17 protein-coding genes are annotated in these 17,835 nt (G+C 61.8%); 9 read left to right on the top strand and 8 right to left on the bottom strand.

Annotated elements, in window-relative coordinates; all coding sequences use genetic code 11:
• Positions 1 to 76: 76 nt before the first annotated feature.
• A complete protein-coding gene (locus JFU04_RS06710) occupies positions 77 to 1,510 on the top strand; it encodes a M48 family metalloprotease (protein ID WP_065899402.1) in 1,434 nt (477 codons plus the stop codon).
• A 64-nt stretch (positions 1,511 to 1,574) separates the two neighbouring features.
• Here the strand turns inward: JFU04_RS06710 and JFU04_RS06705 are convergent, their stop codons facing one another.
• The 4 genes from JFU04_RS06705 to rpoE all read right to left on the bottom strand — a co-directional run bounded on the left by JFU04_RS06705 (position 1,575) and on the right by rpoE (position 5,423).
• Entirely contained in the window at positions 1,575 to 3,011 is a 1,437-nt protein-coding gene (locus JFU04_RS06705) for a DegQ family serine endoprotease (RefSeq protein WP_065899403.1), read from the bottom strand.
• A 234-nt stretch (positions 3,012 to 3,245) separates the two neighbouring features.
• The gene (locus JFU04_RS06700; protein WP_201143707.1) at positions 3,246 to 4,205 is read right to left on the bottom strand and encodes a MucB/RseB C-terminal domain-containing protein; all 960 of its coding nucleotides are present in this window, start codon (positions 4,203 to 4,205) and stop codon (positions 3,246 to 3,248) included.
• 16 nt (positions 4,206 to 4,221) lie between these two features.
• Positions 4,222 to 4,809 (bottom strand): sigma-E factor negative regulatory protein, encoded by a 588-nt coding sequence (locus JFU04_RS06695; protein ID WP_003172479.1) that lies wholly within the window; start codon positions 4,807 to 4,809, stop codon positions 4,222 to 4,224.
• 32 nt (positions 4,810 to 4,841) lie between these two features.
• On the bottom strand, positions 4,842 to 5,423 hold the full coding sequence (rpoE, locus tag JFU04_RS06690) for an RNA polymerase sigma factor RpoE (protein WP_003172477.1): 582 nt from the start codon (positions 5,421 to 5,423) through the stop codon (positions 4,842 to 4,844).
• A 464-nt stretch (positions 5,424 to 5,887) separates the two neighbouring features.
• On the opposite strand from rpoE, the gene nadB reads away from it, so the two are divergent.
• Positions 5,888 to 7,504 (top strand): L-aspartate oxidase, encoded by a 1,617-nt coding sequence (nadB, locus tag JFU04_RS06685; RefSeq protein WP_065899405.1) that lies wholly within the window; start codon positions 5,888 to 5,890, stop codon positions 7,502 to 7,504.
• Here the strand turns inward: nadB and JFU04_RS06680 are convergent.
• Both JFU04_RS06680 and JFU04_RS06675 read right to left on the bottom strand, forming a co-directional pair.
• A complete protein-coding gene (locus JFU04_RS06680) occupies positions 7,473 to 7,919 on the bottom strand; it encodes a protein YgfX (protein WP_201143706.1) in 447 nt (148 codons plus the stop codon). The two genes, nadB and JFU04_RS06680, sit on opposite strands and share 32 nt — an antisense overlap.
• Entirely contained in the window at positions 7,903 to 8,157 is a 255-nt protein-coding gene (locus JFU04_RS06675; RefSeq protein ID WP_010563680.1) for an FAD assembly factor SdhE, read from the bottom strand. Before JFU04_RS06675 ends, JFU04_RS06680 begins: the two co-directional genes overlap by 17 nt.
• Positions 8,158 to 8,297: 140 nt before the next feature.
• Here JFU04_RS06675 and ygfZ point away from each other — a divergent pair, with 140 nt between their 5' ends.
• Together ygfZ and JFU04_RS06665 are read left to right on the top strand one after the other, a co-directional pair.
• Positions 8,298 to 9,239: a CAF17-like 4Fe-4S cluster assembly/insertion protein YgfZ gene (gene ygfZ / locus JFU04_RS06670; RefSeq protein WP_106804867.1), complete on the top strand. Its 942-nt coding sequence runs from the start codon at positions 8,298 to 8,300 to the stop codon at positions 9,237 to 9,239.
• Between the two features lie 36 nt (positions 9,240 to 9,275).
• Positions 9,276 to 10,097, top strand: coding sequence for an HDOD domain-containing protein (locus tag JFU04_RS06665; protein WP_065899408.1), 822 nt, complete (start codon positions 9,276 to 9,278; stop codon positions 10,095 to 10,097).
• Here the strand turns inward: JFU04_RS06665 and JFU04_RS06660 are convergent, their stop codons facing one another.
• Positions 10,098 to 11,483 carry a sensor histidine kinase gene (locus tag JFU04_RS06660; RefSeq protein WP_065899409.1) on the bottom strand — a complete coding sequence of 462 codons (1,386 nt, stop codon included), beginning with the start codon at positions 11,481 to 11,483 and terminating at the stop codon, positions 10,098 to 10,100. It lies immediately after the preceding gene.
• Positions 11,476 to 12,147 carry a response regulator gene (locus JFU04_RS06655; RefSeq protein ID WP_010212220.1) on the bottom strand — a complete coding sequence of 224 codons (672 nt, stop codon included), beginning with the start codon at positions 12,145 to 12,147 and terminating at the stop codon, positions 11,476 to 11,478. Before JFU04_RS06655 ends, JFU04_RS06660 begins: the two co-directional genes overlap by 8 nt.
• Before the next feature lie 235 nt (positions 12,148 to 12,382).
• Here JFU04_RS06655 and JFU04_RS06650 point away from each other — a divergent pair, with 235 nt between their 5' ends.
• The 5 genes from JFU04_RS06650 (at position 12,383) to JFU04_RS06630 (ending at position 17,817) form a co-directional block, all read left to right on the top strand.
• Complete coding sequence (locus tag JFU04_RS06650; RefSeq protein WP_065899410.1) at positions 12,383 to 13,675, top strand: OprD family porin; 1,293 nt, start codon at positions 12,383 to 12,385, stop codon at positions 13,673 to 13,675.
• 33 nt (positions 13,676 to 13,708) lie between these two features.
• Entirely contained in the window at positions 13,709 to 14,692 is a 984-nt protein-coding gene (locus JFU04_RS06645) for a Bug family tripartite tricarboxylate transporter substrate binding protein (RefSeq protein WP_065899411.1), read from the top strand.
• 129 nt (positions 14,693 to 14,821) lie between these two features.
• The gene (locus JFU04_RS06640; RefSeq protein WP_065899412.1) at positions 14,822 to 15,280 is read left to right on the top strand and encodes a tripartite tricarboxylate transporter TctB family protein; all 459 of its coding nucleotides are present in this window, start codon (positions 14,822 to 14,824) and stop codon (positions 15,278 to 15,280) included.
• A gap of 1 nt (position 15,281) precedes the next feature.
• Entirely contained in the window at positions 15,282 to 16,796 is a 1,515-nt protein-coding gene (locus JFU04_RS06635) for a tripartite tricarboxylate transporter permease (RefSeq protein ID WP_065899413.1), read from the top strand.
• Complete coding sequence (locus JFU04_RS06630) at positions 16,789 to 17,817, top strand: AbrB family transcriptional regulator (RefSeq protein ID WP_201143705.1); 1,029 nt, start codon at positions 16,789 to 16,791, stop codon at positions 17,815 to 17,817. Before JFU04_RS06635 ends, JFU04_RS06630 begins: the two co-directional genes overlap by 8 nt.
• Positions 17,818 to 17,835 lie beyond the last annotated feature (18 nt).

Below are 17,835 nucleotides of genomic sequence, written 5' to 3'. Positions count from 1 at the left end.
ATTCGGGCTGCTTAGAATATCTGGTCCGAAGCTCAGTGTCCGGCTACAGTAAGCTCTTTGTCGAAAGGCTCTGTGCATGACTTTTTTGCGCCCTACCCTGCTGACGCTGGCTTGCCTGCTGGCCTCCCCGGGCTTCGCCGATGACCTGCCGTCACTTGGCGACGCCAGTTCTGCCATTGTCTCGCCACAACAGGAATACCAACTGGGGCGCGCCTGGTTGGCCTACCTGCGCGGCCAGGTCTCACAGCTTAATGATCCGCAACTCAAGGATTATGTCGAAACCAGCGTGTACAAGCTGGTAGAGACCAGCCAGGTGAATGACCGGCGCCTGGAGTTCATCCTGATCAACAGCCCGCAATTGAACGCCTTTGCCGCACCCGGCGGGATTGTCGGGGTCAACGGCGGCCTGTTTCTCAATGCCCAGACCGAGGGCGAATACGCCTCTGTGCTCGCACACGAATTGGCGCACTTGTCCCAACGCCACTTTGCCCGTGGCGTCGAGGCGCAACAGCGCATGCAGATCCCGATGATGGCGGCCCTGCTGGGCGGCATCATCGCCGCTGCTGCCGGCGCAGGTGATGCGGGGATTGCCGCAATTGCCGGTACCCAGGCCGCTGCGATCCAGGAACAACGGCGCTTCTCGCGCCAGAACGAACAAGAGGCAGACCGCATCGGCATCCTCAACCTGGAAAAAGCCGGTTACGACCCGCGCTCCATGCCGACCATGTTCGAACGCCTGATGCGCCAGTACCGTTTCGATGCCAAGCCGCCTGAATTCCTGCTGACGCACCCGGTCACCGAATCGCGGATCGCCGACACCCGCAACCGCGCCGAGCAAGCCAAGCCCGGCGGCAAGGAAGACAGCCTGCGTTATCAGCTGATTCGCGCCCGCGTGCAGCTGCAATACGAAGATACGTCCGGGCTCGCTGCCAAGCGCTTCCAGGCACAGCTGGATGAGAACCCTAAAAACGACGTGGCACGCTATGGCTTGGCCATTGCCCAGATCAAGGGCTCGCAATTCAAGGAGGCGCGGGAAAACCTCGCGCAGCTGCTGGCCAAGGCGCCCACTGACATCACCTACAACCTGGCCCAGATCCAGTTGGACATCGACAACAACCACCTGCCGGATGCGCAGCAGCGCACCGATAAGATGCTGACCCAGTACCCGGGCAACTATCCGTTGAATCAGGTGAGAGTGGATCTGCTGCTCAAGCAGAACCGCACCGCCGATGCAGAAAAAGCCCTCGACGCATTGCTCAAGTCTCGTCCGGACGATCCGGATGTCTGGTATCAGGTTGCCGAGACGCGCGGCCTGTCCGGCAATATCATCGGCCTGCACCAGGCGCGTGCCGAATACTTTGCCTTGGTGGGCGACTTCCAGCAGGCCATTCAGCAGTTGGACTTTGCCAAGCGTCGCGCCGGCAACAATTTCCCGCTGTCGTCACGCATCGATGCGCGCCAGCGTGAGCTGATCGAGCAGGAACGCCTGGTCAAGGGAATGATGAGCTAAACCCATCGCCCACAAAAAGCCCCGCCTTCGTCATCCGAAGGCGGGGCTTTTATTGAGCTGGCGGTTACTCGGCCAGCTTGAAGGTAATGAAGCTGGCACGGCCCTGACGCAGCACGCGCATCGACACCGAGCGATTCTTCGGCAGCGCCTTGGCGATGTCGGTGAACTGCTTTGTAGAGTCAATCGCCTGATTGTTCAGGTGAGTGATCACGTCGCCTGGCTGCAGGCCGATCAAGGCTGCCGGACCATCCTGCACTTCCTTGATGACTACGCCGCTCTTGAGGTCGAAGGATTTCTTCTGCTCATCGGTCAACTCGGCCACGGCAATACCCAGGCGGTTGCTGCTGCGCTCTGCACCCGGCTTGGTGTTGCCCAGGGCATCCAGGGTCGCACCCTCTTCAGGGATGGCGCCAACCGTCAGCTCAACGGTCTGGCGCTTGCCTTCACGAATCACTTCCAGCTTGGCCTTGCTGCCGGCCTTGAGTGCACCTACCAGGTGTGGAAGGTCAGCCGACATGATGATCGGCTGGCCGTTCATGCTCAGGATCACGTCGCCAACCTGCAAGCCACCCTTGGCAGCCGGGCCGTCGTCCTGGATCTGCGCGACCAGGGCACCGGCCGGCTTGTCGAGGCCGAAGGACTCAGCCAGGTCCTTGTTCACTTCCTGGATCACTACGCCCAACCAGCCACGGCTGACCTTGCCACCGCTTTTCAGCTGATTGGAAACATCCATTGCCACGTCGATCGGGATAGCGAAGGACACGCCCATGAAGCCACCGGAACGGGTGTAGATCTGCGAGTTGATCCCCACCACTTCGCCCGCCAGGTTAAACAGCGGGCCACCGGAGTTACCCGGGTTGATCGGCACGTCGGTCTGGATGAACGGCACGTAGTTTTCGTTTGGCAGGCTGCGGCCAATGGCGCTGACGATACCTTGGGTCACGGTGTGGTCAAAACCGAACGGCGAACCGATGGCGACCACCCACTGACCGGCTTTAAGGTCCTGGGATTTACCCAGCTTCAGCACAGGCAAGTCCTTGCCATCAATCTTCAACAACGCCACATCGGAACGTGGGTCAGTTCCCACCAGCTTGGCTTTGAGCTCACTGCGATCGGCCAGGCGCACAAGAATCTCGTCGGCGTCGGCAATCACGTGGTTGTTGGTGAGGATGTAGCCATCCGGCGAGATGATGAAGCCCGACCCCAGGGATTGCGCTTCACGCTGGCCACCGCCGCCACGGGGCGTGCGTGGCTGCGGCATGCCGCGCTCGAAGAACTCGCGCAGCATCGGCGGCAGGCCTTCGAGGTCAGGCATCTGCTGGTTGGAGACTTTGCGATCCGGCAGCTTCTGCGTGGTACTGATGTTCACCACGGCAGGCGAGGCTTGCTCAACCAATTGGGTAAAGTCAGGCAACTCGGCCGCTTGCGCAGGCAAGGCCTGACCCAGCACCAACACCGTGGCGACTATGGATAGGTAAGACTTCAAACGTGGTATCGACATACAGCTCCCGTTACGACGAGCAGGGTTGAGCGACAGGGTTCAAGAAACGCCGAAAACTGCGACCGACATCTTTGTTCCGCGAACAAAACAAGGCCAGAGCCGACAAGCCCTGACCTATAAAAAACATGAGAGATTTTTGCAAGTGAAAATGCTGATCCGGACATTTCATGCTCTCGGCAGCCAACCTGGCGTGGATACACAGTGAAAGGTCAGGATGAACATAGGATTAACGGCTCACGGCTGGGTGACTGGCTTTTTTTCACCGCGCACTGACAGCGCGATACGTTCGGCCGTACCGATAGGAATCTCGCCGACAACCGTCACCATCATTTCGCCGTCCACCGTATTCAGGCGACGGGACACGGCTACCGTCGGGCCCAACTGGGTGCGGGTTTCGGTGACGCTTACGTCGCTGATGGGCTCAAGAAACACCGAGAACCGCGCCAGGCCATCTTCATACATCAGGCTTTCGACGGTTGCCTTGGTTTGTGTGTCTTTACGGACACTGCTGTTGCTCAGCTGAAACCCCGGCGGCAACCACTCCAGGTGCCACGCCTCGACAGACTGGGCTTGCGGTGCCTGAATCTTGGCGACGCTGACCGGCGTGCAGTCACTGCCGGGCTGCAGGTCGTGATCATCGGGCAGGGAAGTATCCAAGCGTGTGAACTGGAAACGCTCCAGCAATTGGCCCTGATCATTGAGCAGCAAAGACTTGAGCGGCAACGCGGTTTCACGGTCCAGGTGCAGCTCAAAGCCATAACGGTACTGATCACGCGGCGTTATCGAAACGATTACCGCATTCCGACCGGCCACGCGCGATTTACCGATGACGGCCAGTTCGTAGAATTGATTGAGTTTTTGCGGATCCAGCGCGCGTGAAGGTGCATCACGCGAATTGCCAAGGCCTGCGACCAGGGTGCCGCTGACACATTGAGTACGGCCGTCCAGCCGCACGACTTCCTGGGCAGAGCCATCGAGCTGCAAGAGCCGCTCACGGACCTGACCATCCTGGACGCGATGCCAGATGTCATGGGTGGAAAAACTGCCGTTACGTTCGTAGACAAACGTACCTTTAAAGCTTTGCTGCTGCTCTGCACGCCCAAGTCGAGTCAGCCAGTCTTGGGCTTCATCGGCATGGGCGGGGAGTGCAAACCAACCACTGAGCAAAAGCGTAAGGAGCGGTATGGCGCGCATAGGGCTCCTTGACGGTTTAGCGGTTTTCCAGGCTTGCAGCACGTGCATATGGCAGAGCGCTTTCAGTGCCTTTCAAGGCCGATTCCTGCGCGTGTTGGCGCAGGTAGCCTGGAAGACGCTGGTCCTGCCAGCCGGATTGCCCTTGCAACACACCGTTGGCCATAGGGCCGGTGGTGTCAGAGCTTTCCTTGTAGCCGGCCAATACCGCTGGGCCTTTGACTTGCGGACCGGCCATGACCGGTTGCTGAGTCTGCTGGGCCAGTTCGGCACCGGCGATTTCGTCCTGGTTGTACAGGCGAACACCGGCCAACACGGCAACAGTCACCGAAGCAGCAACTGCCAGGCGACCCAGGCTACGCCAAGGACCACGAGCAGCTTTTGCCGGAACGGCTTCATCAGCCAGCGCGGCAGAAACGGCCGCAGCAATATCCAGACGAGGGATTAGAAGATCCTTGTGCATCACCGCCCGAGCGACTTGGTAACGAGACCAGGTATCACGGGTTTCGGCATCATCAAATGCGTTGAGCACTCGACGAAGTTCCAGTTCATCCGCTTCGTTATCCATCACTGCGGACAGCGATTCCTGCAGGGCATCACGACTCATGGCGGTTCCTCTCTTGGCTGTCGCCGCTGTCTTTAGTTTTCCTGCAACAACGGTTGCAAGGCTTTATCGATGGCTTCCCGGGCCCGGAAAATCCGTGACCTTACAGTCCCCACCGGACACTGCATGACGCTCGCAATGTCTTCGTAACTCAGACCATCGAATTCACGTAAAGTTAACGCCGTACGTAAATCTTCTGGCAGTTGCTGAATTGTGCGATGAACGGTTCCTTCGATCTCGTCGCGCAGCAATGCACGCTCCGGCGACTCGAGATCTTTGAGGCCGTGGTCACCATCATAAAATTCTGCATCTTCTGAACTTACATCACTATCCGGTGGGCGGCGCCCGCGAGACACCAGATAGTTCTTCGCCGTGTTGATGGCGATGCGGTATAGCCACGTGTAAAACGCACTATCACCGCGAAAATTGCCAAGTGCACGGTACGCCTTGATAAAGGCTTCCTGTGCAACGTCCTGCGCTTCATGGGTGTCGTGCACAAACCGCACGATCAACCCGAGAATTTTGTGCTGGTATTTCAGCACTAGCAGATCAAAAGCTCGCTTGTCGCCGCGTTGAACGCGCTCGACCAGCTGCTGATCCTCTTCCTGGGTTAGCATGAACACTCCTCGTTGTACTTGAAGGAGGCTTGCATAACTAAACGATCAGGCTTGCAAACATAGACTCGGACTTTTCGCAAAAGTTCTCCCCCTCCAAGCAAGTTTCCGGCATGCACTGATTTGGCACACACGAAAAACGCAGCACGGGCAATGCCGACTGCGCGAATAATCTTGTCGTCGGTTTTCTGACGCGTCCAATGCTCCCGACGGGCCAATAAACTCAACGTTTTCCCAGCTTTCGGGCAACCTGCTATTGAGTCGGGGCTTATGCAAAAAGTTCCCATCTCAATAACCAGCCGATTTTAACCCGAGCCGCGCACCGTAATCTCACATTGCCACGAATGCCCGGCTATTGTGCCGCTCCCCCCCTCTATATACTAGTGGCCCGTGTGACCCTTTGATTCGCCGATCCGGGCGTCCTGTTTGCGCCAACCCTGTGGATCGCTTTTTGCGGAATCCTTCAAATGAGCCAACAGTTTCAACACGATGTGCTGGTGATCGGTAGCGGCGCGGCCGGCTTGAGCCTTGCGCTGACCCTCCCACGCCACCTGCGAATTGCCGTACTGAGCAAAGGCGACCTGGCCAACGGTTCGACTTTCTGGGCCCAGGGCGGTGTCGCCGCCGTGCTCGACGACACCGATACGGTGCAGTCCCACGTCGAAGACACCCTCAACGCCGGCGGCGGCCTCTGCAATGAGGACGCGGTGCGCTTCACCGTCGAGCACAGCCGCGAGGCGATCCAGTGGTTGATCGACCAAGGCGTGCCCTTCACCCGTGACGAGCACGCAGGCACTGACGACGGCGGCTTCGAATTCCACTTGACCCGTGAAGGCGGCCACAGCCATCGCCGCATCATCCACGCCGCCGATGCAACCGGCGCGGCCATCTTCAAGACCTTGCTCGAACAGGCACGCCAACGCCCCAACATCGAATTGCTGGAGCAACGCGTCGCCGTCGACCTGATCACCGAAAAGCGCCTGGGCCTGGCGGGCGAACGCTGCCTCGGCGCCTACGTGCTCAACCGCGCCAGCGGCGAAGTCGACACCTATGGTGCGCGCTTCACGATCCTGGCGTCCGGCGGTGCAGCCAAGGTCTACCTCTATACCAGCAACCCCGACGGCGCCTGTGGCGACGGCATCGCCATGGCCTGGCGTTCGGGTTGCCGGGTGGCCAACCTGGAATTCAACCAGTTCCACCCCACCTGCCTGTATCACCCTCAAGCCAAGAGTTTCCTGATCACCGAGGCCCTGCGTGGCGAAGGTGCGCACTTGAAACTGCCGAACGGCGAACGTTTCATGCAGCGCTTCGACCCGCGCGCCGAGTTGGCCCCGCGCGATATCGTCGCCCGCGCCATCGACCACGAGATGAAGCGCCTGGGCATCGACTGCGTCTACCTGGACATCAGCCACAAGCCCGAAGCTTTCATCAAGACGCACTTTCCCACTGTCTACGAGCGCTGCCTGGCCTTCAATATCGACATCACCAAAGGCCCGATCCCGGTGGTACCCGCCGCGCACTACACCTGCGGCGGCGTGATGGTCGACCAGCAAGGCCGTACGGATGTGCCCGGTCTGTATGCGATTGGCGAAACCAGCTTCACCGGCCTGCACGGCGCCAACCGCATGGCCAGCAACTCGCTGCTCGAATGCTTCGTCTACGCCCGCTCGGCGGCGGCGGACATTCTCGAACAGCTGCCGCGTATCCCCGTGCCGGCCGCCCTGCCCCGCTGGGACGCCAGCCAGGTCACCGATTCGGACGAAGACGTGATCATTGCCCACAACTGGGACGAGCTGCGGCGCTTCATGTGGGACTACGTGGGGATCGTGCGCACCAACAAACGCCTGGCACGCGCTCAGCACCGGGTGCGGTTGCTGCTGGATGAGATTGATGAGTTCTACAGCAACTATAAAGTCAGCCGTGACCTGATCGAATTGCGCAACCTGGCCCAGGTGGCGGAGCTGATGATCCGCTCAGCCATGGAGCGCAAGGAGAGCCGAGGCCTGCATTACACCCTCGACTACCCGCAGATGCTGCCCGAGGCGCGCGACACTATTCTGGTGCCAACCACCTACGCCGGCTGAACTTCAGGCGAACCCGCAGGTGCCGGTGTACATCGGCGGCCTGCGAATCCCTCGGCACGCAGAGGGAACGCACGCGCCATTGGCCCTTCAGCCGATAGCGCAGCACCACGATCAGCGGCAACGCCAGGCTGTCGGGACGCAATTGCACACTGTGCCAGCCCAGCTCGTCGCTGAATAACTGCCAGCCGTCTTCGTCTCGGCGCAGGCCACGAATCGACGAACGGTGAGTCAACAGGATATGGTGCGGTAAAACCCAGGCGGCGTGAGCCAGGCACACCAGCATGCCCAGACTGGCGAACGGTAGATCCACCACCAACAGGGCACCCAAGGCGAACGCCTGGGCAAGAAGATACGCCACCAGCAAGAGCCGCGAGGCCTGCCAGCGGCATTCAAAACGATTACTTGGGTTGTACACGGTCCAGAATCATGCGGACCATGCGCTGCAGCTCCGGGTCTTCCGACTCGGCACGCTCCATGAACCAGCCGAACATGTCCTGGTCTTCGCACTCCAGCAGGCGGACATAGACGTTGCGATCCACCTCATTAAGGGTTGAATAGACCTCTCTGACGAATGGCACCAGCAACACGTCCAGTTCAAGCATGCCGCGACGGCTGTGCCAGTAGAGGCGATTGAGTTCTACATCTTCGACCATGGAGCGCTCCTCAAATAGAGCGCGAGTATACAGGCCGAACGGCACCGGAACAGTCGGCTTTGGTCGCCCCATACGGAAACTATCCATTTGCCGGGCGCCCCTCTATGATGCACCCATGACTTTTTGACCTGCGATGACCCATGGCTGACTCTGCTTTCTTCTGCCCCCTGTCCCACGAAGGCGTTCTCGCCGTCCGTGGTTCCGACGCTGCCAAATTCCTGCAGGGCCAACTGACCTGCAACCTCAATTACCTGAGCGACACGCAGGCCAGTCTCGGCGCGCGCTGTACGCAAAAAGGCCGGATGCAATCGAGTTTTCGCATTGTGTTGCAAGGTGACGGCGTACTGCTGGCGATGGCCACCGAGTTGCTTGAGCCCCAACTGGCGGACCTGAAGAAATACGCCGTGTTCTCCAAATCCAAGCTCACCGACGAAAGCGCCGCCTGGGTGCGTTTCGGCCTGGCCGAAGCCGATCAGGCCCTTGTCAGCCTGGGTCTGGAACTGCCGGCCGACACCGACAGTGTTGCCCGCACCGACCACTTGATCGCCATTCGCGTGTCGCCCGGCCGCAGTGAACTCTGGGTCCCCGCCGAGCATGCCGATGCCGTGCGCAGCCAATTGGCCACGCAATTGAAACAAGCAGACTTGAATGAATGGCTGCTGGGCCAGGTCCGCGCCGGGATCGGCCAGGTCATGCCCCAGACCCGCGAGCTGTTCATCCCGCAGATGCTCAACCTGCAAGCCGTGGGCGGCGTCAGCTTCAAGAAAGGCTGTTACACCGGCCAGGAAATCGTCGCGCGCATGCAGTACCTGGGCAAACTCAAGCGCCGCCTGTACCGCTTGAGCCTCAATGCGGCGCAAATGCCCGAGCCAGGCACCCCGCTGTTTTCCCCCAGCCACAACAGCGCCATTGGCGAGGTGGTGATTGCGGCAAAAGCGGACCAGGTGATTGAACTTCTGGCCGTGTTGCAAGCCGAAGCAGCCGATAGTGGCGATGTGCATCTTGGCACCCTGGAAGGCCCCGGTTTACAGCTGCTCGACCTGCCTTACCAACTCGACCGTGATCGAGAGATCCAGCGTTAGTCGCCGTACCTTTTTGCAACACCCTAGAGATCATGAATGAACAAGCTGGCGGAAAAAGTCCAACAGGCGTTGGTGACGGCCATCGACAACGATGACCTGGTTCTGCCGACATTGCCGGAAGTCGCCCTGAACATCCGTCAGGCCGCCGAAGACCCGGACATCAGCATCAGCCACTTGAGCAAGGTAATCGGTCGTGACACCGCGCTGTCGGCGCGCCTGATCAAAGTGGTGAACAGCCCGCTGTTGCGCGCGACCCAGGAAGTCACCGACCTGCACACCGCCATCACGCGGCTGGGCACCAACTACAGCAGCAACCTGGCCATCGGCCTGGTGATGGAACAGATCTTCCACGCCCGGTCCGAAGCCGTCGAACAGAAGATGCGCGATGTATGGCGCCGCAGCCTGGAAGTGGCCGGCGTGAGTTATGCCTTGTGCCGCAGCCACAGCCTGCTCAAGCCCGACCAGGCAGCCCTCGGCGGCCTGGTGCACCAGATCGGCGTGCTGCCGATCCTGACCTACGCCGAAGACCACTACGAGCTGCTCTCGGACCCGGTCAGCCTCAACCACGTGATCGACAGCATCCACCCACTGCTCGGCGACAAACTGCTCGGTGGCTGGGACTTCCCGGAAATGCTGGCGAAGTTGCCGGGACAATATTTGAACCTGGAGCGCGACTCCGCCAGCCTCGACTACATCGACCTGGTGCAGATCGCCGTGCTGTATTGCCATCGCGGCACCGATCACCCGTTGGCGAGCGTACCGGTGTCCACCCTCCCGGCGATCAAGAAGCTGCGGGTCGACCCCTACAGTGACAGCTTGCGCGCGGAACTGGATGAAGCGCGCTCGATGTTCTATTGATCAACCGGCGATAAAACTCACGCGCACCTTCAACCCCGCCAGCTCGCCATCATGCAGGCTGATCTGCGCCAGATGCGCGCGGCAGATTTCGCCGACGATCGCCAGCCCCAGTCCTGAACCCATGCCCTGCTGGCTGCGTCGGTAGAAGCGTTCGAACACTCGGTCGCGCTCATCCAGCGGGATGCCCGGGCCATCATCCTCCACTTCCAGCACCGCCGGCGCCGTCACCCGCAGGATCACGTTGCCGCCGGGCGGCGTGTGCGCCAGGGCGTTGTCCACCAGGTTACTCAGCAACTCGTTGAGCAGGGTCGGCTCGCCGCGCAGCCACACCGGCTCGTCGGCCTCCAAGGCCAGCGCCACGCCGCGTGCATGCGCCAGCGGCGCCATGGCCATGCCCAGCTCACGGGCGAGCTGGCTGAGGTCGAGCAACTGCGCGCCGCCTTCGGCAATCGCCCGCGCGCCGTTCTCGATACGCGCCAGGGACAGCAATTGGTTGGCCAGGTGGGTCAGGCGGTCCGTGCCCTGGGCCGCGGTTTCCAGGGTGCTGCGCCAGGTGGCCGGGGCGTCGCTGCGCAGCCCTAGCTCCAGCCGTGCCTTGAGCGCCGCGAGCGGGGTGCGTAGTTCGTGGGCCGCATCGGCAATGAACTGCGCCTGGCGCTCGAACTGGCCGCGCAGACGCTCGGTGAAGTGGTTGAGGGAACGCACCAGCGGGCCGAACTCATGTTGCACCTCCACCAATGGCAGCGGCCGCAAATCGTCGGGCTGGCGCTCTTCCACCGCCGTGCGCAGGCGCTCCAGCGGGCGCAGTGCCGCACTGACGGCAAACCACACCAGCAACAAGGCGCCGATGGCGAGCATGCCCAGGCGCAGCAAGGTGTCGGCCATCAGGCTGCGGGCCATGCTCACACGCGCTTCATCGGTTTCGGCCACGCGGATTTCCGCCATGCCGTTCATGTTCGGTTCGGACACCGCCTTGAGCAGGCTGACCACCCGCACCGGCTGGCCCAGATACACGGCGTCATAGAAACGCGCCAGTGCCGGGTAATCATCGGTGCGTGGCGTGCCGGGCGGAGGGCCGGGCAGGTTTTCGTAGCCGGAGATCAGCTTTTGGTCGATGTCATTGACCTGGTAATAGATGCGCCCGGCGCTGTCGTAGGCGAACGTGTCCAGGGCCACGTAAGGCACATTGGCACTGAGGGTGCCGTCCACCTGGGTCAGGCCCGCGGCGATGGTGCGGGCCGAGGCCAACAGGGTGCGGTCATAGGCGGTATCGGCGGCCTCGCGGCCATTCCAGTAAGCGCTCATGCCGCTGGCCAGCATCAGCAGCACCAGCAACAGCGCCAGGTTCCACAGCAGGCGCCAGCGCAGGCTGCTGGGCTTATGCATCGCGCGCTTCCAGCAGGTAGCCGAGACCGCGAAAGGTCACAATGGCGATAGGCTGGCCGTCGAGTTTCTTGCGCAGGCGATGCACGTAGATTTCGATGGCATCCGGGCTCGCCTCTTCGTCCAGGCCGAACACCTGCGAGGCGAGCTGCTCTTTGCTCATCACCCTGCCCGGTCGCGCGATCAACGCCTCAAGCACCGCTTGCTCACGGGAGGTCAGGGTCATCAGCTCGCCGCCGACCGTGAAGCGGCGCGTGTCGAGGTCATAGACCAGCACACCACAGGCCTGCTGGCGCTCGCCGCCCAGCACGCTGCGCCGCAGCAGCGCCTTGACCCGCGCCTCCAGCTCCGTCAGTTCGAACGGCTTGGCCAAATAGTCGTCGGCGCCGAGGTTCAGGCCATGCACGCGGTCTTTCACATCGCTGCGCGCGGTCAACATCAACACCGGCAGGTTTTTTCCGCGGGCGCGCAACCGCGCCAGCACTTCGAATCCGTCCATGCGCGGCAGGCCTACGTCGAGGATCGCCGCCGCGTATTCCTCGCTGCTCAAGGCCAGGTCCGCGGCCACGCCATCGTGCAACACATCGACAGTCAAACCCGTGCTCTTGAGCGCCTGGGCGACGCTTTCAGCGAGCTGCAGATGGTCTTCAACCAGGAGGACACGCATGGACTTCTACCTCGTTCGGGCATGGCCGACGCCACGCTTTGCGGGGCAGTTTACAGGCGCCGCCTGGCCTGTGAAGCCCGAAAACATTGAAAGACAACTGAAAGGTTAGTGAAAGCTTCGCCCTTTAGCATCCAGCCACGGTGGGTCATGCCCATCGAGCTGCCTGATCCGTAGCGCCCGAAAAACGCCTCGAAGCGTTTTCGCCAAAATAAGAACAATAACGGAGTACCCAACGATGCTGTCGACACAGCCCCAGGCTTGCCCGCCTGTTCGTTCTTCTCGCCTGACCCACACCGCCCTTGCCAGTGCCGCTGCCCTCGCCGGCTTTGCGCCGCTCAGCCAGGCTGCCTTCTTCGAAGACAGCAGCGCGACCCTGGAAACCCGCAACATGTACTTCAACCGCGACTTTCGCGACGGCACAAGTGCGCAGCAATCCAAGCGCGACGAATGGGCCCAGGGGTTCATGCTCAACCTGCAATCGGGCTACACCGACGGCACCGTCGGCTTTGGCGTGGATGCGTTGGGCATGCTCGGGGTCAAGCTCGACTCCAGCCCCGACCGCACCGGCACCGGCCTGCTGCCGACCCATGACGATGGCCGCGCCGCCAACGAGTACTCCAAGCTGGGCCTGACCGGCAAAGTGAAAATCTCTGCCACCGAGTTGAAGATCGGGGCGCTGATCCCTGAACTGCCGATCCTCAAGCCCAACGACGGGCGCATCCTGCCGCAGACCTTCAACGGCGGTCTGCTGACCTCCAAGGAATTCAAGAACCTGGTGTTCACCGCAGGCCGGCTCGACAAGGCCAAGGACCGCGACGACACCAACTACGAGGACATCGCCCTCAACAACAAGAACAGCCGCTTCCTCAGCGGCGCCACCGGCAAGCACTTCAACTTTGGCGGTGCCGACTACAAGTTCGCCGACAAGATCACCGGCAGCTACCACTTCGCCCAGCTCGATGATGTCTACCGCCAGCACTTCCTCGGCCTGGTCGCTGCGCGCCCGATGGGCCCCGGGACCTTCGCCACCGACCTGCGCCTGGCGATCAGCGATGACACCGGCAGTGCCCGTGGCGGCAAGATCGACAACCAATCCCTCAACGGCCTGTTCAGCTATGCGCTCAATGGCCATAAGCTCAGCGCCGGTTATCAGCACATGTCCGGTGACAGCGCCTTCCCGTATGTGGATGGCAGCGATCCGTACCTGGTCAACTTCGTGCAGATCAACGATTTCGCCGGCGCTGAAGAGCGCTCCTGGCAAGCGCGTTACGACTACGACTTCGCCAAACTGGGGATTCCCGGCCTGAGCTTCATGAGCCGTTACCTCTCGGGTGACAACATCAAGCTCAAGAACGGCGAGACCGGCAAGGAGTGGGAACGCAACAGCGAGATCCGCTACGTGGTGCAAAGCGGCACGTTCAAGGATGTGTCGGTGCGCCTGCGCAACGCGACTTATCGTTCCAACTATTCAGCCCGTGACGCGGATGAAATGCGCCTGCTGGTCAGCTATAGCGTCGCGCTTTGGTAGTAACAACTCATAACAACAAAGACGGAGATCACCATGACCCCTTCACTGCGTAAATTGGCCCTCGCCGCCGGCTGCATGCTGTTCGCCGGCCAACTGCTGGCCGCCGACGAGCCCAAGCGCCCGGAATGCATCGCGCCGGCCTCCCCTGGCGGCGGTTTTGACCTGACCTGCAAACTGGCGCAAAGCGCGCTGGTGAATGAAAAGCTGCTGAGCAAGCCGATGCGCGTGACCTACATGCCTGGCGGCGTGGGCGCGGTGGCCTACAACGCGGTGGTCGCGCAGCGCCCGGCGGACGCCGGCACCCTGGTGGCCTGGTCCAGTGGCTCGCTGCTGAACCTGGCCCAGGGCAAGTTCGGTCGCTTCGATGAGAGCGCCGTGCGCTGGCTGGCAGCGGTCGGCACCAGCTACGGGGCCATCGCGGTGAAAGCCGATTCGCCCTACAAGACCCTCGACGATCTGGTCAAAGCCCTGAAGAAAGATCCGGGCAGCGTGGTGATCGGCTCCGGCGGTACCGTCGGCAGCCAGGACTGGATGCAAACCGCGCTGATCGCCAAGGCCGCCGGGATCAACCCGCGTGAGCTGCGTTATGTGGCCCTCGAGGGCGGCGGTGAAATCGCCACCGCGCTGCTCGGTGGGCATATCCAGGTGGGCAGTACCGACATCTCCGACTCCATGCCGCACATTCTCAGCGGTGACATGCGCCTGCTCGCGGTGTTCTCCGAACAGCGCCTGGACGAGCCGGAAATGAAGAATATTCCGACCGCCAAGGAGCAAGGCTACGACATCGTCTGGCCGGTGGTGCGTGGCTTCTACCTCGGGCCGAAAGTCAGCGATGCCGACTACGCCTGGTGGAAAGATGCCTTCGACAAACTGCTGGCCTCCGACGAGTTCGCCAAGCTGCGTGACCAGCGCGAGCTGTTCCCGTTCGCCATGACCGGCCCGGAGCTGGACACCTACGTGAAGAAGCAGGTGGCTGACTACAAAGTGCTGGCCAAAGAGTTCGGCCTGATCCAGTAATCGCCCCTCTGTGGGAGCGGGCTTGCCCGCGAAAAACGTCAACGACGACGCGTGCTGCTGGACACACGCGGCGTCCGTGCATTTTTCGCGAGCAGTTTCGCGCCTGCAAAAGTGGCCCAGGAGTTTCCTATGCTCTTACAACGCATTTTCGCCTCGGTGATGTTGCTGGTCTGTGCCGGCCTCGCCTTGATGGCGTGGCCGTATCAGGCGGCATTTTCCTACGAGCCGGTCGGCCCTCGCGCCTACCCGCTGCTGATGCTCGGGCTGATGAGCCTGGGGCTGATCTACATGCTGTTTCGCCCACAGCCGACCAAGCACACCGAGGAAGAACCCGCGCTGGACCGCCAGACCCTGATCAAGATCGGCGTCTGCGTGGCCCTGCTGATTGTGTTTGCCGGCACCTTCGAACCACTGGGTTTCATCCTCAGCAGCATGCTGATCGGCATCCCCATGGCGCGCCTGTATGGCGGCCGCTGGTTGCCCAGCGTGGTGATCGTCAGCCTGATGGCCATTGGTCTTTATCTGCTGTTCGATAAAGCCATGGATGTTCCGCTGCCCCTCGGCCTGCTCGACGTTCTGGAGAACTGACATGGATACTTTTGGCTATTTGGGCCAGGGCTTCGGCGTTGCGCTGTCCCCCTACAACCTGGTGACCGCGCTGTGCGGCACCTTGATCGGCACCGTGGTCGGGCTGTTGCCGGGCTTGGGCCCGATCAACGGCGTGGCGTTGTTGATCCCGATCGCTTTCGCGCTGGGCCTGCCGCCGGAATCGGCGCTGATCCTGCTCGCCGCCGTGTACCTGGGTTGCGAATACGGCGGCCGTATCAGCTCGATCCTGCTGAACATCCCGGGCGAGGCATCCACCGTGATGACCACCCTCGACGGCTACCCGATGGCCCGCAAAGGCCTGGCCGGTGTGGCACTGTCGTTGTCGGCATGGAGTTCGTTCATCGGCGCGTTTATCGCCACCTGCGGCATGGTGCTGTTTGCACCGCTGCTGGCCAAATGGGCGATTGCCTTCGGTCCGGCGGAGTATTTCGTGCTGATGGTGTTCGCGATTGTCTGCCTGGGCGGCATGGCCGGCGACAAACCGCTGAAAACCTTCGTCGCGGCGCTGATCGGCCTGTTTCTCTCGGCGGTGGGCATTGACGCCAACAGCGGCGTCTACCGTTTTACCGGCGATAACATCCACCTGACCGACGGCATCCAGTTCGTCGTACTGGTGCTGGGCTTGTTCTCCATCAGTGAGATCCTGTTGCTGCTGGAAAAAACCCACCGTGGCCAGGAAGCGGTCAAGGCTACCGGACGGATGATGTTCAACCTGAAGGAAGCGTCTGCGGTGTTTGTAGTGAACATCCGCTGCGGCCTGCTTGGTTTCATCATGGGCGTACTGCCAGGTGCCGGCGCGACCTTGGCCTCGGCCGTGGCCTACATGACCGAGAAACGCCTGGCCGGTGCCAGCGGCAAATTTGGCCAGGGCGACATGCGCGGCCTGGCCGCCCCGGAAACCGCGATCGGCGCTTCCGCCTGCGGCGCGCTGGTGCCGATGCTGACCCTGGGTGTGCCGGGTTCGGGCACCACGGCGGTGATGATAGGCGCCTTGTCGTTGTACAACATCACGCCGGGCCCGCTGCTGTTCCAACAGCAACCGGACATCGTCTGGGGCCTGATCGCCTCGTTGTTCATCGCCAACATCATGCTGGTGATCCTCAACATTCCGATGATCCGCATTTTCACGCGCATCCTCGCCGTGCCGAACTGGGCGCTGGTGCCGGTGATCGCGATCATCACCGCGATTGGTGTGTACGCGGTCCACGCCACCACCTTCGACCTGTTCCTGATGGTCGGCATCGGCATCTTCGGCTACATCCTGCGCAAGCTGGACTTCCCGCTGTCGCCGGTACTGTTGGGCTTTATCCTCGGTGGCCTGATGGAGCAGAACCTGCGCCGCGCGCTGTCGATCTCCAACGGTGCGCTGGACATCCTCTGGTCGAGCCCGATCACCTTCGGTGTGTGGGTACTGACGGCGCTGATGCTGGCCTTCCCACTGGTGCGCATCTACCGCAAACGTGCCCTGCAGCGTCGTGCCGTGGCTGATGTCTGAGGTCACTTTCAAGCAATGGTGGGGAACACCGCTGGTCGGCCTGGCCGGCGGTTACCTGGCCAGCCTGGTTGGCTGGCCGTTGCCGTACATGGTCGGCTCGTTACTGGCGATCATCCTGGTGCGGTGCCTCACGCCGTGGCAATTGGCGGAAATTCCCGGCGGGCGCAAATGCGGCCAATGGGTGGTGGGGATCGGCATCGGCCTGCACTTCACCCCGGTGGTGATCGAGCAGGTGATGAGCCACTTCGGCCTGATCTTCTTCGGCGCGCTGGTCACCAGCCTGTCGAGCATCGTCGGCGTGTGGTTGATGCGCCGCAGTGGCGAAGACCGCGCCACCGCGTTTTTCTCGAGCATGCCGGGCGGCTCCGGAGAGATGGTCAACCTCGGCGCACGCAATGGCGCGGTGCTCAGCCGGGTCGCGGCGGGGCAGAGTTTGCGCGTGATGGTCGTGGTGCTGTGCGTGCCGGCAATCTTCAAGTACCTGCTTGAAGGCGGCGCGCCGCAGTTTCATCCGGCACCGGTCAGTTGGGCATGGCTGGCGTTGTTGTTTCCGCTCGGGGCGTTGGTAGCCTGGGGATGGCAACGCTTGCGCCAGCCAAACCCGTGGCTGTTCGGCCCGTTGCTGGTGAGTGCGACGGCCAGCGTGGTGTGGGACCTGCATATCGGCTTGCCCGACGGCGGCAGCCAGGTAGGTCAATGGCTGATCGGCAGCGGCCTGGGTTGCCACTTCAACCGTCAGTTCTTTCGCCGCGCCCCGTCGTTCATGGGCCGCACCTTGATCGGCACGGCCCTGACCATGGCGCTGGCGACGTTGGCGGCAGTGGGCTTGAGCGCCTTGACCCATCTGGACCTGCGCTCATTGACCCTGGGCATGATGCCCGGCGGCATTGCCGAGATGAGCCTCACGGCCGAGACCCTGCAACTGTCGGTGCCGTTGGTGACGGCAATGCAGGTGATGCGCTTGCTATTTGTGCTGTTCCTGGCGGAGCCGCTGTTCCGGCACTGGAACCGCCGTGTCTAGGCGCCGGCTTGCCGACGC

Origin of the sequence: Pseudomonas sp. TH21, assembly GCF_016651025.1 — a bacterium.
Classification (GTDB): Bacteria; Pseudomonadota; Gammaproteobacteria; order Pseudomonadales; family Pseudomonadaceae; genus Aquipseudomonas; species Aquipseudomonas aylmerensis.
Note: the sequence above shows the minus strand (reverse complement) of the source record. Positions and strands in the feature narration are given on the sequence as shown.

What these genes read in the sequence shown, in the direction of transcription:
- JFU04_RS06710 (WP_065899402.1), top strand. Translation starts at nt 77, where the DNA reads ATGACTTTTTTGCGCCCTACCCTGCTGACGCTGGCTTGCCTGCTGGCC.
- JFU04_RS06705 (WP_065899403.1), bottom strand. Translation starts at nt 3,011, where the DNA reads ATGTCGATACCACGTTTGAAGTCTTACCTATCCATAGTCGCCACGGTG.
- JFU04_RS06700 (WP_201143707.1), bottom strand. Translation starts at nt 4,205, where the DNA reads ATGCGCGCCATACCGCTCCTTACGCTTTTGCTCAGTGGTTGGTTTGCA.
- JFU04_RS06695 (WP_003172479.1), bottom strand. Translation starts at nt 4,809, where the DNA reads ATGAGTCGTGATGCCCTGCAGGAATCGCTGTCCGCAGTGATGGATAAC.
- rpoE (WP_003172477.1), bottom strand. Translation starts at nt 5,423, where the DNA reads ATGCTAACCCAGGAAGAGGATCAGCAGCTGGTCGAGCGCGTTCAACGC.
- nadB (WP_065899405.1), top strand. Translation starts at nt 5,888, where the DNA reads ATGAGCCAACAGTTTCAACACGATGTGCTGGTGATCGGTAGCGGCGCG.
- JFU04_RS06675 (WP_010563680.1), bottom strand. Translation starts at nt 8,157, where the DNA reads ATGGTCGAAGATGTAGAACTCAATCGCCTCTACTGGCACAGCCGTCGC.
- ygfZ (WP_106804867.1), top strand. Translation starts at nt 8,298, where the DNA reads ATGGCTGACTCTGCTTTCTTCTGCCCCCTGTCCCACGAAGGCGTTCTC.
- JFU04_RS06665 (WP_065899408.1), top strand. Translation starts at nt 9,276, where the DNA reads ATGAACAAGCTGGCGGAAAAAGTCCAACAGGCGTTGGTGACGGCCATC.
- JFU04_RS06660 (WP_065899409.1), bottom strand. Translation starts at nt 11,483, where the DNA reads ATGCATAAGCCCAGCAGCCTGCGCTGGCGCCTGCTGTGGAACCTGGCG.
- JFU04_RS06655 (WP_010212220.1), bottom strand. Translation starts at nt 12,147, where the DNA reads ATGCGTGTCCTCCTGGTTGAAGACCATCTGCAGCTCGCTGAAAGCGTC.
- JFU04_RS06650 (WP_065899410.1), top strand. Translation starts at nt 12,383, where the DNA reads ATGCTGTCGACACAGCCCCAGGCTTGCCCGCCTGTTCGTTCTTCTCGC.
- JFU04_RS06645 (WP_065899411.1), top strand. Translation starts at nt 13,709, where the DNA reads ATGACCCCTTCACTGCGTAAATTGGCCCTCGCCGCCGGCTGCATGCTG.
- JFU04_RS06640 (WP_065899412.1), top strand. Translation starts at nt 14,822, where the DNA reads ATGCTCTTACAACGCATTTTCGCCTCGGTGATGTTGCTGGTCTGTGCC.
- JFU04_RS06635 (WP_065899413.1), top strand. Translation starts at nt 15,282, where the DNA reads ATGGATACTTTTGGCTATTTGGGCCAGGGCTTCGGCGTTGCGCTGTCC.
- JFU04_RS06630 (WP_201143705.1), top strand. Translation starts at nt 16,789, where the DNA reads ATGTCTGAGGTCACTTTCAAGCAATGGTGGGGAACACCGCTGGTCGGC.